General features: G+C 74.3%; 13 protein-coding genes and 7 tRNA genes. 15 read left to right on the forward strand and 5 right to left on the reverse strand.

The window, feature by feature from the left end:
- Positions 1 to 77 precede the first annotated feature (77 nt).
- Positions 78 to 257, reverse strand: coding sequence for a hypothetical protein (locus tag FIC82_RS12535; RefSeq protein ID WP_154798772.1), 180 nt, complete (start codon positions 255 to 257; stop codon positions 78 to 80).
- A gap of 160 nt (positions 258 to 417) precedes the next feature.
- Here FIC82_RS12535 and FIC82_RS12540 point away from each other — a divergent pair, with 160 nt between their 5' ends.
- From FIC82_RS12540 to FIC82_RS12550, 3 genes are read left to right on the forward strand one after another with little or no spacing between them, the layout of a single operon-like run.
- Positions 418 to 861, forward strand: coding sequence for an XRE family transcriptional regulator (locus tag FIC82_RS12540; RefSeq protein WP_154798773.1), 444 nt, complete (start codon positions 418 to 420; stop codon positions 859 to 861).
- Positions 854 to 1,258 (forward strand): hypothetical protein, encoded by a 405-nt coding sequence (locus FIC82_RS12545; protein ID WP_154798774.1) that lies wholly within the window; start codon positions 854 to 856, stop codon positions 1,256 to 1,258. Before FIC82_RS12540 ends, FIC82_RS12545 begins: the two co-directional genes overlap by 8 nt.
- Positions 1,255 to 2,343 carry a hypothetical protein gene (locus FIC82_RS12550; protein WP_154798775.1) on the forward strand — a complete coding sequence of 363 codons (1,089 nt, stop codon included), beginning with the start codon at positions 1,255 to 1,257 and terminating at the stop codon, positions 2,341 to 2,343. Before FIC82_RS12545 ends, FIC82_RS12550 begins: the two co-directional genes overlap by 4 nt.
- A gap of 586 nt (positions 2,344 to 2,929) precedes the next feature.
- On the opposite strand, the gene FIC82_RS12555 is transcribed toward FIC82_RS12550, so the two are convergent.
- The 3 genes from FIC82_RS12555 to FIC82_RS12565 form a co-directional block, all read right to left on the reverse strand.
- A tRNA-Val gene (locus FIC82_RS12555) sits at positions 2,930 to 3,001 on the reverse strand.
- A 54-nt stretch (positions 3,002 to 3,055) separates the two neighbouring features.
- Positions 3,056 to 3,976: an aminotransferase class IV gene (locus tag FIC82_RS12560; RefSeq protein WP_154798776.1), complete on the reverse strand. Its 921-nt coding sequence runs from the start codon at positions 3,974 to 3,976 to the stop codon at positions 3,056 to 3,058.
- Positions 3,973 to 5,076, reverse strand: a complete 1,104-nt coding sequence (locus FIC82_RS12565; protein ID WP_168731817.1) for a chorismate-binding protein — start codon at positions 5,074 to 5,076, stop codon at positions 3,973 to 3,975. The genes FIC82_RS12560 and FIC82_RS12565 overlap by 4 nt, the downstream gene beginning before the upstream one ends.
- Before the next feature lie 176 nt (positions 5,077 to 5,252).
- On the opposite strand from FIC82_RS12565, the gene FIC82_RS12570 reads away from it, so the two are divergent.
- From FIC82_RS12570 to FIC82_RS12610, 9 genes are all read left to right on the forward strand, one after another.
- Positions 5,253 to 5,325 (forward strand) — tRNA-Gly (locus tag FIC82_RS12570).
- 48 nt (positions 5,326 to 5,373) lie between these two features.
- Positions 5,374 to 5,444, forward strand: a tRNA-Cys gene (locus FIC82_RS12575).
- 21 nt (positions 5,445 to 5,465) lie between these two features.
- Positions 5,466 to 5,537, forward strand: a tRNA-Val gene (locus FIC82_RS12580).
- 154 nt (positions 5,538 to 5,691) lie between these two features.
- A tRNA-Gly gene (locus tag FIC82_RS12585) sits at positions 5,692 to 5,764 on the forward strand.
- A 56-nt stretch (positions 5,765 to 5,820) separates the two neighbouring features.
- A tRNA-Cys gene (locus tag FIC82_RS12590) sits at positions 5,821 to 5,891 on the forward strand.
- A gap of 23 nt (positions 5,892 to 5,914) precedes the next feature.
- Positions 5,915 to 5,989, forward strand: a tRNA-Val gene (locus FIC82_RS12595).
- A gap of 58 nt (positions 5,990 to 6,047) precedes the next feature.
- Complete coding sequence (locus FIC82_RS12600) at positions 6,048 to 6,944, forward strand: hypothetical protein (RefSeq protein WP_154798777.1); 897 nt, start codon at positions 6,048 to 6,050, stop codon at positions 6,942 to 6,944.
- 51 nt (positions 6,945 to 6,995) lie between these two features.
- The gene (locus FIC82_RS12605) at positions 6,996 to 7,319 is read left to right on the forward strand and encodes a DUF2277 domain-containing protein (RefSeq protein WP_154798778.1); all 324 of its coding nucleotides are present in this window, start codon (positions 6,996 to 6,998) and stop codon (positions 7,317 to 7,319) included.
- Between the two features lie 75 nt (positions 7,320 to 7,394).
- On the forward strand, positions 7,395 to 7,712 hold the full coding sequence (locus tag FIC82_RS12610; RefSeq protein ID WP_336240036.1) for a hypothetical protein: 318 nt from the start codon (positions 7,395 to 7,397) through the stop codon (positions 7,710 to 7,712).
- 3 nt (positions 7,713 to 7,715) lie between these two features.
- Here FIC82_RS12610 and FIC82_RS12615 read toward each other — a convergent pair whose 3' ends face one another.
- Positions 7,716 to 7,931, reverse strand: coding sequence for a hypothetical protein (locus tag FIC82_RS12615; RefSeq protein WP_154798779.1), 216 nt, complete (start codon positions 7,929 to 7,931; stop codon positions 7,716 to 7,718).
- Positions 7,932 to 8,148: 217 nt separating this feature from the next.
- Between FIC82_RS12615 and glgX the strand changes: the two genes are divergently transcribed.
- The 3 genes from glgX to treZ are packed head-to-tail and all read left to right on the forward strand — an operon-like array spanning position 8,149 to position 14,890.
- The gene (gene glgX, locus FIC82_RS12620; RefSeq protein WP_154798780.1) at positions 8,149 to 10,344 is read left to right on the forward strand and encodes a glycogen debranching protein GlgX; all 2,196 of its coding nucleotides are present in this window, start codon (positions 8,149 to 8,151) and stop codon (positions 10,342 to 10,344) included.
- Entirely contained in the window at positions 10,341 to 13,004 is a 2,664-nt protein-coding gene (gene treY / locus FIC82_RS12625; RefSeq protein WP_154798781.1) for a malto-oligosyltrehalose synthase, read from the forward strand. Before glgX ends, treY begins: the two co-directional genes overlap by 4 nt.
- A gap of 56 nt (positions 13,005 to 13,060) precedes the next feature.
- Positions 13,061 to 14,890 carry a malto-oligosyltrehalose trehalohydrolase gene (treZ, locus tag FIC82_RS12630; RefSeq protein WP_216610056.1) on the forward strand — a complete coding sequence of 610 codons (1,830 nt, stop codon included), beginning with the start codon at positions 13,061 to 13,063 and terminating at the stop codon, positions 14,888 to 14,890.
- The last annotated feature ends 4 nt before the right edge of the window (positions 14,891 to 14,894 follow it).

Consider the following 14,894-nt stretch of genomic DNA (forward strand, 5'->3'; position numbering starts at 1 on the left):
GCGGCCGGCGGGCACCTGCCCGACAGCACGAAGGGCGCCGTCGTGGACGGCGCCCCTCGATCGTACCGACCCGCAGGTCAGTCGTTGTGCTCCTTGGCCTTCTCGGCCACGGTGTCGACGTGCTGGTCGACCGAGTCCGGCGCGACCGACTTGATCTTCTCCGCGACGTCGTCGATCCGCTCGTCGGTGAGGAACTCCTTCGCCTTGCCGAGGAGGTCGCCGAGACCCCCCTCGCTCTTCGGTGTCTGCTCGCTCATGCCGGCTCCCTCCGGGTCGGTGGCGCGCGGGTCGCGCCCGGGGCTCCGGGCACGTCCGTGCCCGTTCGTGGCCCGTTCGGAACGCTACCCCGCGCGACCCGCGCCCCGCGACGGGAGGGCGGGGCGCAGGGACCTGCACCGGCCTGCCACAATCGTCGCCATGGACGACGACGTGGCACCCGGCGAGCGGACCGCACGAGTCTTCCGCCGCCGGCTCAACGAGCTCTTCGCCCGGGGTCGTGGCGGACGCCCCGTGACCAACCGCGAGGCCGCGCAGTGGATGACCGAACGCGGGTACTCCATCAACGAGGCCTACCTCAGCGCGCTCCGCGGCGGCCACCGCTCCTCGCCGAGCCTGCGCGTCGTCGAGGGCATCGCCGCGTTCTTCCACGTCAGCACCGGCAGCCTCGTCGACCCCGAGGAGGACCCCGACGCCCGCCTGCGAGCCGCGCTCGCCGACGAGGGCGTCGAGCAGTTCGCGCTCCGCGCCCAGGGGCTGTCCCCCGAGAACGTCCGGGCGATCATCGAGATCGTGGACCGCGTGCGACGCCTGGAGCACCTTCCCCCCGTGACCCCGCCCACGCCGGACGACGACCGTGGATGACCTCCTGCGCGCCGCGGGACTGGACCGCGCCCGCAGCATCGAGGAGGCGTGCCGCCTGGTCGCCGCGGTGCGCGGCCGCCCCCTGGAGGTCGTGGAGGGCGACCTCGGACCCGGCGTGTCCGGGCTCTGGCTGGCCTTCCCCGAGCGTGACCTCGTCCTCGTCGACGCCCGCCAGACGCTCCCTGGGCAGCACCGCGACCACGTCGTCGCGCACGAGCTCGTCCACGTCCTCGAGGCCGTCGGCGCCACGACGGCGGCGCCCGTCGGTGCGTGCCGGGACGGTCACCGGGACCCCGGCGAGCTGCGCGTCGAGCGCCTCGCGAGCGAGCTCATGATCTCCATCGCGTCCCACGGCAGCTCCGCCACACGGCTCACCTCCCTCGAGCTGTACCGGTGAGCCACGCCTTCGGCGTCCTCGCCGTGGCGCTCTTCGCCACGGCGTCCGCCTGGACGGGGCTGCGCGCCCGCACCGGCGCCGACGCGGCGCTGCCGCTCGGGCTGGGGTTCGTCGCGCTCGCGTCCGCGTTCCGCGTCCCGGCCGCGGCCGAGCTGCTCAAGACCTGGGCGCCCGCGGGGACGCACGAGGTCGCCAAGCACGTCGCGCTCGTCACCGGATGCCTGTTCGTCGGGGTCTGGGCGTACGGCGCCACCACCGGCCGCGCCCCGCGCACGCGGTACGTGGCGCTCGCGGCCGTCGCCGTCGGTGCCGCGATGGTCGCGATCGCGGTCGTGAGCGGCCCGTGGACCACGCACGACCTCGACGCGCAGGTACGGGACCGGCCACTCATGTGGGGCTACTGGGCGCTCTACTACGGGACGTTCGTGGCGGCGACGGCGACGTTCGCCGTCTCGTGCGTCCGCACGCGCTCGCAGCGACCCGTGCGACTGCGCTGGGGGATGGACGTCGCGGCCGCGGGCGCGGTCGTCGCCGTCGGGTGGGCGGTGGTGAGCTTCGTGGCGATGGTGCAGCACGAGCCGGGCAGCACCGAGCCGTACCTCGTCCTCGGCCTGCGGACGCGCTACCTCGTGCTCGCGGCGAGCGTCCTGCTGACGGTCGGCATCGTGGGACAGCTCGCGTCGTCGGCGGCGTTCGCGCGCGAGCGCCGCCGTGACCTCGGCCACCTCCACGCCTTCCTCGCCACGGCCGTGGGCGACGGCGGGCTGCGCGGGTCGAGCGCCGCCGTGGACGAGTACCACCGCACCATCGAGATCCTCGACGGCCTGGCCGCGCTGGCCCTCCACTCCCGCCGGGACGACGTGGACCACGTGCGGGTCGCCGTGCCGGGCAGCCCGCGCGAGGTGATCCTCGCCTACCAGCTCCAGGTCGCGGCGACCCGACGTGGCCGCGGTGACGCGCCGAGCGCCGAGCCGGACGACTGGTCGGGGCTGCTCGCCGACGACGACGCGCTGCGGAGGCTCGGACGCGCGCTGCGCGACCGCACGAGCCGGGAGGCGACCGTCCGGGTGCTGGAGGGGGTCTGAGTCACGCCGCCGTGGCTCGACGCCAAGCTCCCCCTGCGCGCTTGGCCCCGCGCCGAGCCTCGGCCGGCGGGGCTCAACCTACAGACAGACTCTCCGGGGCGCAACACGCCTTACAGTTGAAATCTCAACGGTCCGTGGCGATTCGCGCGGCCGTCCGCGGCGTCCGGCAGGGTGGCGGTGAGGCACGCCTCGCGGCACGCTCGGAGGTCGTCGCGGATCCGAGGAGCGCGAGCCCTGCGCTCGTCCCGGTCGCTCGGGATGCCGCTCCGCATCGCCGCGCGCAGGGTGCGCCACCCTGCCACGACGGCGCCATGTCGGCATCTCCGAAACCACCTCGTCCCCCGATCCTCGATCACCACCGGGCCGTGCGCGAAGCCCTACCCTTCGACGACGGCCGCTGGCTCCGATTCGACGCCGACCGCACACGGATCTCGCGAGGAGCCGCCTCATCCACCGGGCCGGCGCCCTCGTACGCTCCCCTGACGCGCCCCGCAGGTGCCCAGAGCCGGTTCGCGGACCTTCATGGGCAAAGCGAGAAGGCCCCCCGAGCTCAGCGATTCGCTGGTCGGAGGGCCTTTCGAGAGGGTGGGCGATACTGGGTTCGAACCAGTGACCTCTTCGGTGTGAACGAAGCGCGCTACCACTGCGCCAATCGCCCGAGTGCGAGGTCGATACTAGCCTGAAACGGACCGGATCGAAAAACCAGCCCCGATCAGGGGTCGAGACGCTCGCGACGGCGCCGCTCGAAGAGCTCGCGCGCGGCGAGCGACAGCTCCCCGGCTGCCACGTCCACGCCGTCGAGCCAGGTCACGGGCTGGACGTTGCGGACCGAGCCGGTGAGGAGCAGGTTCGCCTCCCCCGCGGTCACCTCGTCGAGCACAGAGAACGGGAGCTCCCCCGGGTGCGCCTCGCGCACCGGCAGCCCGTCCTCCGCGGCCCACTCGAGCAGCAGCTCGCGCGTGATGCCGGCGAGGCACCCCGACGCCAGGAGCGGCGTGACGAGCTCGCCCCCGCGCTCGACGAAGACGTTCGCCCCCGTGCCCTCGCACAGCTCGCCCGCGGTGTTCGCCAGGAGCGCCTCGTCACCGCCCTTCGCGACGGCGTCGGCGAGCGCGACCACGTTCTCGGCGTACGACGTCGTCTTGAGCCCGGCGACGGCCGACCGCTCGTTGCGCGTCCACGGCGAGCGCACGGCGCGTCCCGTCGGGCTGATGGTCGCGGGCCCCGCGGCGACGACGACGGTCTGCGCGCCGGGCGTCCGGCCGGACCCGAGCGGGCCGACCCCGGCGGTCACGGTGATGCGCAGGCGTCCGACGCCGCCCGCTCCTGCGCGTGCCCGCGCAGCGGCCTCGGCGAGCACGGCGGTGACGCCGTCGAGCACCCGCTGCTCGTCCGGCGCGTCGAGCCCGAGGCCCGACGCGGACCGCGCGAGCCGGCGCAGGTGCCGCGTGAGCGCGAACGCCTGCCCGTCGAACACGGCGCACGTCTCGAACACGCCGTCCCCGACCGTGAGGCCGTGGTCCACGGCGCTGAGCGCCTGCTCGCCCGGGCCGACGAGGTGCCCGTCGGCCCAGATCACGAGGTTGTCGGACGGGCGGTCGGACGTCGGCGTCGTGGCGGCTGCGGGGCTCATGGCTCCAGTGTGCCGGAGGCGAGGCCGACGAGCCGTCGCGCCTTGAGCTCGGTCTCCTCCCACTCGCGCGCGGGGTCGCTCCCCCACGTGATCCCGGCCCCGGTACCGAACCGGAGCACGCCGTCGGCCCACCAGAACGTCCGGATCCCCACCGCGAGCACCGCCTCGTCCCCGTCGACCCAGCCGATCGCGCCGCAGTACGGACCGCGCGGCACGGGCTCGAGCGCCTCGATGATCCGCAGCGCCGACGACTTCGGTGCGCCGGACACGGACGCGGGCGGGAACGTCGCGTCCAGCAGCGCCGGCCACAGGGCAGCGGTGCCGCGCAGCCCGGGGCGGACACGGCCGGCGACCGTGCTGACGAGGTGCACGAGGCCGGGGTGCCGCTCGACGGCGAGCAGGTCCGTGACCTCGACGGTCCCCGCGTCGCACACCCGCTGGAGGTCGTTGCGCACGAGGTCGGTGATCATGACGTTCTCCGCGCGGTCCTTGGCGGTGAGCCCGTCCGGCGTGGGCGCGGTGCCCTTGATGGGGCCGGAGGTGACGGTCCCGCCCGCGACGCGGAGATAGAGCTCGGGGGACGCGCTCACGACCCACACCGGGTCGACGCCGGAGCTCGCGGGGACGTGCAGGACGCCCGCGTAGGGCGCCGGGTTCCCGCGGGCCAGACGGCGGCCGAGGGCCACGGCGTCCGGCTCACCGCCGTCCGGGAGGACGAGGGGGGCGGACAGGACCCGGCAGACGTTGGCCTGGTAGACCTCGCCCTCGCGGACCTCGTCACGCACACGGGTGACCGCGGCCTCGTAGGTCGCCCGGTCCATCGACGTGACCCAGTCGGACGGCGCCGGGCCATGCCACGCGTCACCGCCGCCGTCGTCCGGGGCGAGGCCTGCCGGGTCGACCCGCTCGGCGAACCGCCAGGCGCGCGCCCGGCCGCCGCGGGCAGGGGCGTCGAAGTCCACCACGACGAACCACGGGCCGCCGTCGCCGAGCCGCTCCGGCTCGCGCCACAGGTCGACGACCTCCAGCACACCGGTGGCGGCGCGGCCGGCGAAGCGCGCGAGCCCCGGCCCCGTCGACGTTCTCCCAGGTCCTGGCACGGGACCACGCTACCGACCGCGTGCGCGCGACCCGGACGCGGCCGGGGACGGACCCGACGCGCACGGGACGGCGCCGGTTGGACTCCGGGCGCGAACGTGGACTAATGTCTGGGACGCGCCGGAACGCCGGAGGGCAGCAGGAAGCGATTCCTCGACACCTTCCAGGGTCCGGCCGCGCGGATGTGGCTCAGTTGGTAGAGCATCACCTTGCCAAGGTGAGGGTCGCGGGTTCGAGTCCCGTCATCCGCTCGGAGGCCCACTCCCCGACCGCCCTCGCGGCGGTGGGGAGCAGGTCGCGGTGGAGTGGCCGAGAGGCGAGGCAGCGGCCTGCAAAGCCGTATACGTGGGTTCGAATCCCATCTCCACCTCGCAACAGCACCACCCCTTTGGGGCGATTGGCGCAGCGGTAGCGCGCTTCCCTGACACGGAAGAGGTCACTGGTTCGATCCCAGTATCGCCCACGAGCACTCGCGAGAGGCCGCCCCGGCACCGTCCGGAGCGGCCTCTCGCGTGCCGACCATCACCCGGACCGGATGCACGGTCCTGGCCGGAAGTCGGCTAGTATGTGCTTCGCGCCGGATCGTCGGAGGGTTCTCACCCTCGAAGACCGGCCGCGCGGATGTGGCTCAGTTGGTAGAGCATCACCTTGCCAAGGTGAGGGTCGCGGGTTCGAGTCCCGTCATCCGCTCGGAGGCCCACTCTCTGGCCTGCTCCTTCAGGAGCATGAGAGAGGACGCGTCTCAAGGTGGAGTGGCCGAGAGGCGAGGCAGCGGCCTGCAAAGCCGTATACGTGGGTTCGAATCCCATCTCCACCTCGCATGCAGTGCAGCATCACCCCGGGCGATTGGCGCAGCGGTAGCGCGCTTCCCTGACACGGAAGAGGTCACTGGTTCGATCCCAGTATCGCCCACCAGCACGAAGGCCGTCCCGGTTCGCCCGGGGCGGCCTTCGTCGTCCACTACCCTCGGCCCATGCCCGACCTGCGCCCCGCCCACGACGTGCTGCCCCTCGGCCCCGCCCCGCGTCCCGCCACCGCCGCCGAGCTCCTCGCCCGCCTGCGCCCCGCGCTGCTCGACGCGCTCGGTCCGACCGTCGAGGGCTCCGAGCGGGTGCGCCTCGACGCCGACCTCGACGGCCCGGACGTCGCGCGGCTCGACGTGGACCTGACCGGGGTGCACGTGCGTGTCGGCAGCGCGCAGCACGAGGCAGGGCACGGTGGAGCCGCCGACGCGACCGACCCCGCGACCCGGGACGTCGAGGACGTGCGCTCGCGCGAGGACGCGGAGCTGCGCAGACTGCGCCTCGACGCGCACCCGCTCCTGGTCGAGGACGTCCCCGTGGACGTCGACGCCGAGGTCGCGGGCCTGCGGTTCCGCTGGGTCGAGGACACCGCCGGCGCGCTCGGGGTCGAACCGGTCGAGCCCGACGACGCGGCGCCCGTCAGCGGTCACGTGCGCGTCGCCGCGCCGCGCGACGCGCTCGTCGCGACCGCTCGGCGCCTCGTGGCGACCGAGCTCGAGAGCATCGGCCTCACCCTCGCGTCGCTCGACGTCGAGCTCGCGTCGGCCGGTCCTCGCAGCGTCTCGCTCCGCGGGTTCGCCCGGGTGCGCAAGGGGATCCTCTCCGCGAGCGTGCGCGCGGCCGGTACCGCCGAAGTGGACGCGCACATGGTGCTGACCGTCCGGGACCTCGAGCTGTCGAGCCGCAACCCCGTCGTCGCCGCCCTGCTCCTGGCGGCGCGCGGCGAGCTGGCGAAGGCCGAGGGCCACCGTGTCGACCTCGCGTCCGACCTGCCCCCGGGCGTGCGCCTCGCGGACGTGCGCGTCGAGGTGGGCGAGACGCTCGCCGTCACCGCCCGCCTGGCCTGAGACGCCGCGCCGGCCTTGTGGCGATCCTCACACGCACGTAGCGTCGAGTTCATGTGCCGGAACATCACGACCCTGCGGGGCCTCGAGCCCCCCGCGACCGACGAGGAGATCGAGGCGGCCGCACGCCAGTTCGTCCGCAAGGTGACGGGGATCCAGCGCACGAGCGCCGCGACCCAGGAGCCGTTCGAGCGGGCCGTCGACGAGGTGACGGCGATCGTCGCGCGCCTGCTCGGCGAGCTGCCGGAGCGTCGCAACCCGCCGAGCACGATCCCGCCGCTGCGCCGCGAGGAGGTCCGAGCACGGATCGCCGCGCGCGAGGCCGCGGAGCGCGAGCACGAGCGTGCGCACGCCCTGGGGATCGCCCACACCCACTGACTCCACCTCCGGAGCCCGCGGGCTCCGGGCGACGCGCGTGCCGAACCGCGCCGTCGGCGTCTAGGCTCGTGGCCCGTGAGCGCCGTACCCGACTCGACCCCGCCCGCGCAGGCCGCGCGCCCCGAGCCCGTCAGCGCGAGCATGCGCCGTGCCAAGGCGGGCGCCCGCTCCGCGCACGTGACGATCGGGCAGGTCCGGGAGGACCCGGCGGGGCGCGTGACCATCGACTGCTCGTGCGGCATGTCGCTCACGAACGGGCCCGACTGGACCGTCGACGAGCACATCCGCCTCCACCGCGCCGAGGCGCGCTACCTCGCGCTGAGCACGGTCGCCCCGGCGGGGATGCCCCGCCTCATCGAGGTCGACGCGGACCGTCTCCCGCGCGTCGACTGACGACTACAGCTCGTCCGGGTCGTCCCAGGACGTTCCCGACGAGGCGCCGTCGATCGGTCGGCGCTCGCTCTCGGAGAGCGACTGCGGCGCCTTGGTCGCGTCGCCGCCGGTGAGCACGTCGCCGGCCCCCTCCCCCTCGTCCTCGCGGCGCGGGGAGAGCCGCGCGGACGCGACGTCGGACTCGTTGAGGTCGTCACGGTGGTGTGCGTGGGTGCTCATGGGACGGGTCTACCAGGTCCGACGGCTCGACGCACCATCGTCCGCCCTGAGTCGTCGTGAAGGTGTCGTCGAGGCCGGTCGTGGCGAGACGGCCTCGCAGCGGCGAGGGCCAGCCGGTCGTGCTTGGCACACTATTTATGGCGAGTGTCCGTCATCACCCGTGACGCGGAGCCGTCTGCGACGACAGCGACCCGGGGTGCGTGGAATCCTCAGGGGCATGCAGACCTGGCCAGGCCACCCCTACCCGCTCGGGGCCACCTACGACGGGACGGGGACGAACTTCGCCCTGTTCTCCGAGGTCGCGGAGCGCGTCGAGCTCTGTCTCCTCGGCGACGACGGCACCGAGACGCGCGTCGACCTCGAGGAGGTGGACGCGCACGTCTGGCACGTCTACCTGCCCGGGAAGGGTCCCGGCACGCGCTACGGCTACCGGGTGCACGGCCCGTACGACCCGGCGAACGGCCACCGCTGCAACCCGGCGAAGCTGCTCCTCGACCCCTACGCGAAGGCGATCGAGGGTCGCGTGGACGGCGACGAGTCGCTCTTCTCCTACCGTTTCGCCGACGGCGGCGACGCGGCGCCGTCGGACGAGGCCACCGAGGGCGAGGTCGCCGAGGACGCGCCCGCGACCGCTCCCCCGCTCAACGACGACGACTCCGCCGGCCACACGATGGTCGCGGTCGTCATCAACCCGTACTTCGACTGGGGCCACGACCGCCCGCCGAACCGGGACTACCACGACAGCGTGATCTACGAGGCGCACGTCAAGGGCATGACGATGCTCCACCCCGACGTGCCCGACGAGCTGCGCGGCACGTACGCCGGCATGGCGCACCCGGCGGTGATCGAGCACCTCGTGACCCTCGGCGTCACGGCCGTCGAGCTCATGCCGGTGCACCAGTTCGTCAACGACCCCACGCTCGTCGAGAAGGGTCTGTCGAACTACTGGGGCTACAACACCATCGGCTTCTTCGCGCCCCACAACGGCTACGCCGCGTACGGCACGCGCGGGCAGCAGGTCATGGAGTTCAAGACCATGGTGAAGGCGTTGCACGAGGCCGGCATCGAGGTCATCCTCGACGTCGTCTACAACCACACCGCGGAGGGCAACCACCTCGGCCCGACGCTGAGCTTCCGCGGCATCGACAACAAGGCGTACTACCGGCTCGTCGACGGCGACGAGGCCCACTACTTCGACACGACGGGCACGGGCAACTCGCTGCTCATGCGCTCGCCGCACGTGCTCCAGCTCATCATGGACTCGCTGCGGTACTGGGTGACCGAGATGCACGTGGACGGGTTCCGCTTCGACCTCGCGGCGACCCTGGCCCGGCAGTTCCACGAGGTCGACCGCCTCTCGGCGTTCTTCGACATCGTGCAGCAGGACCCGGTGATCTCCCAGGTCAAGCTCATCGCCGAGCCGTGGGACCTCGGCGACGGCGGCTACCAGGTGGGCGGATTCCCGCCGCTGTGGACCGAGTGGAACGGGCAGTACCGGGACACCGTGCGCGACTTCTGGCGCGGCGAGCCCTCGACCCTGCCCGAGCTCGCGAGCCGGCTCACGGGCTCCTCCGACCTCTACGAGCACAGCGGCCGCAAGCCCATCGCGTCGATCAACTTCGTCACGGCGCACGACGGCTTCACGCTGAACGACCTCGTGTCCTACGACGAGAAGCACAACGACGCCAACGGCGAGGGCAACAACGACGGCGAGAGCCACAACCGGTCCTGGAACTGCGGGGTCGAGGGGCCGACGGACGACCCCGAGGTGCGGGCGCTCCGCGCGCGCCAGCGCCGCAACTTCCTCGCCACGCTGCTGCTCTCCCAGGGCGTGCCCATGCTCGCGCACGGTGACGAGATCGCGCGCACGCAGGGCGGCAACAACAACGGCTACTGCCAGGACAACGAGATCACCTGGATGGACTGGGGCGGCGAGGAGGGCCTCGACGACGAGCGGGCCGCTCTCCTCGACTTCGCCCGGCGCGTCGTCTGGCTGCGCCGCGACCACCCGGTGCTGCACCGGCGCCGCTTCTTCCTGGGCCGAGGCGGCTCCGGGACGGCCGACGACGAGCTGCCCGACATCGAGTGGCTCGACATCACCGGGTCGCGCATGGACCAGCAGGACTGGGACCACGCGTACGCGCGCACCGTCATGGTGTTCCTCAACGGCGACGCGATCCCCGAGCAGGACCGGCGCGGCGAGCCGATCGTCGACGACTCGTTCCTCCTGCTGCTCAACGCCCACTCCGACGCGCTCGAGTTCACCGTGCCGCCCCCGGCGTACGGCGAGGAGTGGGACGTCGTGCTGGACACGGACGGCACGGTGGACGTCGGCGACACGCTGCGACCGGGCGACACGGTCCCCGTGACGGGCCGCAGCGTCATCGTCCTGACCCGGCCGCCGCTGCGATGACGGCCACCGCGCCCGACCCCGGCACGACCGGCGCGCCCACCCCGGCGCGCCGCGTCCCGGTCTCCACGTACCGGCTCCAGCTCGGCCCCGACCTCACCTTCGACGACGCCGCGCGCCAGGTGCCCTACCTCGCGTCGCTCGGGGTCACGCACCTCTACCTCTCCCCCGTGCTCCAGGCCGCGCCCGGCTCGACGCACGGGTACGACGTCGTCGACCACTCTCGCGTCAGCGACGAGCTCGGCGGCCGCGAAGGGCTCGATCGCCTGGCCGCGAGCGCCCGCGCGGCGGGCCTGGGCATCGTGCTCGACGTCGTGCCGAACCACATGGCGGTCCCGACCCCTGCGTGGCACAACCGCGCGCTGTGGTCCGTGCTCGAGGAGGGCCCCGACTCGCCCTACGCCCGGTGGTTCGACGTCGACTGGTCCGCGGGCGAGGGCGCGGTGCTCATGCCGGTGCTCGGCGCGCGCCTGGGCGACGTGCTCGCGGCGGGTGAGATCACGGTCGACGAGGTCGCGATCCCCGGGTCGCCGGAGCCCCGGCGCGTGCTCCGGTACTACGACCACGTCTTTCCCGTGCGGGCGGGCACGGAGGACCTGCCGCTCACCGAGCTGGTGGAGCGCCAGCACTACCGCCTCGCGTACTGGCGAGTGGGCGACGAGGAGCTCAACTACCGGCGCTTCTTCGACGTCGGCTCGCTCGTCGCCGTCCGGGTCGAGGACGAGGAGGTGTTCGACGCGACGCACGCGCTCGTGCTCGGCCTCGTCGCCGACGGTACGGTCGACGGGCTGCGCATCGACCACCCGGACGGCCTCGCGGACCCGGCGCAGTACCTGCAGCGGCTCGCGGACCGCACGGACGGCGCGTGGGTCGTCGTGGAGAAGATCCTCGCGGGCGAGGAGCAGGTGCCGCCGGACTGGGCGACGGTCGGGACCACGGGGTACGACGTCGCGTGGCGGCTCCAGCAGCTCTTCGTGGACCCGGGCGGTCGGGCGGGTCTGGACGCGGTGATGACTCGCCTCACGGGCGCCGTGCCGGGCGGGCTGGGCGCGCTCGTCGAGGAGGCGAAGCGCGAGGTCGTCGCCGGGCCGCTCTACGCGGAGGTGCACCGCCTGACCGACCTGGCGGCCGCCGTCTGCCACGACGACCCGCGCCTGCGCGACCACACCTGGCGCGGTCTGCACCAGTGCCTGCGCGAGCTCCTCGTCGCGTTCGACCGGTACCGGGCGTACGTCGTCCCGGGCACGCCGCCGCGCCACGAGGCGGTGCGGGCGGTCGAGGAGGCGGCCGGGCGCGCGCGGACGCACCTCGACCCGCAGCGCGCGGAGACGCTCGAGGTCGTGGTCGACCTCGTGCTGGGACGGGAGGTCGGCAGCGCGGGACGTCGGCGTGAGGCGCGCCGCGACGAGCTCGTGGTGCGCTTCCAGCAGGTGTGCGGGGCGGTGACGGCCAAGGGCGTGGAGGACACCGCGTTCTACCGGTGGACCGAGCTCGTGGGCCTGTGCGAGGTCGGGGGCGAACCGGACCGGTTCAGCCTCGGCGTGCACGACTGGCACGGGTTCGCGCAGCGGTTCGCGGCCCTCACCCCGCACGCCCTCACGGCCGGCTCGACGCACGACACCAAGCGCGGCGAGGACACGCGCGCGGCGCTCGGGGTGCTCTCCGAGGACGCGACGGGCTGGTCGCGCCTCGTCGACGAGGTCCGCGCCGCGACGGCCCCGTACCGCGGGGTGCTCGTGGACGGCCTCGCCGAGAACCTGTTGTGGCAGACCGTCGCGGGGACCTGGCTGCCCGACGCGGAGGCCAGGGCCGACCCGGCCGACGGCTCGTCGGACACCCCGTCCGGTGCGGCGATCGCGCCCGACCGCCTCGTGGAGTACCTGCACAAGGCGCTGCGCGAGGCGAAGGTCGCGACGTCCTGGACGAGCCCGGACGAGGCCTACGAGGAGGCCGTCGCCGACCTCGCGCGGCGCGCGCTCGCCGACCCGGCCGTGACCGGCGCGTTCGCGCGGTGGTCCCGGGAGCACCGCGAGGAGCTGCGCGCCGCGAGCCTCGGGATCACGCTCGTCCGGCTCACGGCGCCGGGCGTCGCCGACGTCTACCAGGGCACCGAGTCCTACTCCCCCACCCTCGTGGACCCCGACAACCGACGCCCGGTGGACGTCGAGGCGCTCACGGAGCGGCTCGCGCGGCTCGACGGCGGCGCCCCGGCGCGCACGCTCGCGGACGAGAAGCTGCTCGTCACGGCGCGCGCGCTGCGGCTGCGCCGCGCCCTCGCCGACGCCTTCGTGGGCGAGGGTGCCGGGTACGCGCCCGTGGCGTCGTCGACGCCGTGCGCGCTCGCGTTCGCGCGCACGACGCCGGGCGGCGGCGCCCCCGGGGTGCGCGGCGGGACGGGCGCGGACGCCGTGCCGGGCGCGCCCGTCGCGCGCGTCGTGACCGTCGCGACGCGCCTCGCCGGGACGGTCGAGAGGCTCGGCGGGTGGCGGGACCACGTCGTCGCCCTCCCCGACGGGGCGGGCCTGTGGATCGACGTCCTCACCGGGCGCGAGCACCGGGCGGGTGTCGTGCCGGTCGCGGAGCTCCTCACCGACCTGCCCGTGGCGCTCCTCGTCGACGCGGGCACGGCGTCACGCGTCCTCGCGGCCGGAGGGGACTCGTGACGACGCCGCCCCCGGCACCTCGCGTGCCGGCCCCGCGGGCCACGCCGCTCCTCTCCGTGCCCGGGCCCCGCCCGATCGTGTGGGCGCCGACGGCCCGCAGCGTGGAGCTGCTGCTGCCCGAGCCCGGCTCCGGGTCGTTCGAGGGCGCGGCGCGGCGACCGCTGCGCCTCGTGGGCGCGCACGTGCCTGGCTGGTGGGGCTACGACCACGAGCTCCCGTGGGGCACGGACTACGGGTACGCCGTCGACGGCGGGCCGGGTCGCCCGGACCCGCGCAGCCCGTGGCAGCCGTACGGGGTGCACGGGCCGAGCCGCACGTTCGACGCGGCGTTCGCGTGGACCGACGACACGTGGGCGGGCCGCGACGTGCGGGGCGAGGTCCTCTACGAGCTGCACGTGGGCACGTTCACCCCGCAGGGCACGCTCGACGCCGCGATCGACCGGCTCGACCACCTGGTCGACCTGGGCGTCGGCGCGGTCGAGCTGCTGCCCGTCGCGGCGTTCGGCGGCGAGCGGGGCTGGGGCTACGACGGCGTGCACCTGTACGCCGTGCACGAGCCGTACGGCGGTCCCCGCGCCCTGCAACGGTTCGTCGACGCCGCGCACGCGCGCGGGCTCGCCGTCGTGCTCGACGTCGTCTACAACCACCTCGGGCCGTCGGGGAACTACCTGCCGGAGTTCGGCCCGTACTTCACCGACGCCCACACCACCCCGTGGGGGTCCGCGGTCAACCTCGACCGCCCGGGCAGCCGCGAGGTGCGCGAGTGGGTGATCGACAACGCCGAGCGGTGGTTCGTCGAGTTCCACGTCGACGCGCTGCGGCTCGACGCGGTGCACGCGCTCGTCGACGACTCCCCCACCCACCTGCTGGCCGAGCTCGCGCGGCGGGTCGACCGCGTCGAGCAGGAGCTCGGGCGGCCGCTCACCCTGGTCGCGGAGTCGGACGCGAACGACCCGGCCACGGTGACGGGGGTCGAGCAGGGCGGGCGCGGCATGCGCGCCCAGTGGGCCGACGACGTCCACCACGCCGTGCACGCGCTCCTCACGGGCGAGCGGCAGGGCTACTACGTCGACTTCGGCCCGGTCGCCGTGCTGCGCAAGGCGCTCACAGGCGTGTTCGTGCACGACGGCACGTTCTCCACCTTCCGTGGCCGGACCTGGGGGCACCCGGTCCCGCCCGGGACCGACGGGCACGCGTTCGTCGTGAGCTCCCAGAACCACGACCAGGTCGGGAACCGCGCGTTCGGGGACCGGACGTCGGCGACGCTCGACGGTGGCGGCCTGGCCGCGGCCGCCGCGCTCGTGCTGGTCTCGCCCTTCACACCGCTGCTCTTCATGGGCGAGGAGTGGGGTGCGTCCACGCCGTGGCAGTTCTTCACCGACCACGCCGAGCCGGATCTCGCCGAGGCGGTCCGACGCGGGCGGGCCGCGGAGTTCGCCGACCACGGCTGGGGCGACGGCACGCCCGTGCCCGACCCGCAGGACGCGGCGACCCGCGACGCGAGCGTGCTCGACTGGACCGAGCGGCACCGCGGCGAGCACGCGCGCCTGCTCGCCTGGTACCGGGCACTGGTCGCGCTGCGGTCGCGTCCCGACGTGCGCTCGGGCGACCTCTCGGTCGTCCGTGTGCACGGGCCGGGCGGCGTGGACGACGACGCCTCCGGGGAGGAACCGCTGACGGGCGCGGCCCCGCACGGAGGTCCCGCGTTCGTCGTCGACCGCCGGACCGTCGCGATCGCGGTGAACCTCGGCGACGCGCCTCGGCGGCTACGGCTCGCGCTCGGCGGCACGCCGCGCCTGCTCGCGGCGTGGGACCCGGCGACGGACGTGCACCGGCGCTCCGTCGACCTGCCCGCGCGTTCGGTCGCCGTCCTGTCCTGGGTGTGACTAC

Origin of the sequence: Cellulosimicrobium protaetiae, assembly GCF_009708005.2 — a bacterium.
Taxonomy (GTDB): Bacteria; Actinomycetota; Actinomycetes; order Actinomycetales; family Cellulomonadaceae; genus Cellulosimicrobium; species Cellulosimicrobium protaetiae.

What these genes read in the sequence shown, in the direction of transcription:
- FIC82_RS12560 (WP_154798776.1), bottom strand. Translation starts at nt 3,976, where the DNA reads ATGAGCCCCGCAGCCGCCACGACGCCGACGTCCGACCGCCCGTCCGAC.
- FIC82_RS12600 (WP_154798777.1), top strand. Translation starts at nt 6,048, where the DNA reads ATGCCCGACCTGCGCCCCGCCCACGACGTGCTGCCCCTCGGCCCCGCC.
- treY (WP_154798781.1), top strand. Translation starts at nt 10,341, where the DNA reads ATGACGGCCACCGCGCCCGACCCCGGCACGACCGGCGCGCCCACCCCG.
- FIC82_RS12540 (WP_154798773.1), top strand. Translation starts at nt 418, where the DNA reads ATGGACGACGACGTGGCACCCGGCGAGCGGACCGCACGAGTCTTCCGC.
- FIC82_RS12615 (WP_154798779.1), bottom strand. Translation starts at nt 7,931, where the DNA reads ATGAGCACCCACGCACACCACCGTGACGACCTCAACGAGTCCGACGTC.
- FIC82_RS12605 (WP_154798778.1), top strand. Translation starts at nt 6,996, where the DNA reads ATGTGCCGGAACATCACGACCCTGCGGGGCCTCGAGCCCCCCGCGACC.
- FIC82_RS12535 (WP_154798772.1), bottom strand. Translation starts at nt 257, where the DNA reads ATGAGCGAGCAGACACCGAAGAGCGAGGGGGGTCTCGGCGACCTCCTC.
- glgX (WP_154798780.1), top strand. Translation starts at nt 8,149, where the DNA reads ATGCAGACCTGGCCAGGCCACCCCTACCCGCTCGGGGCCACCTACGAC.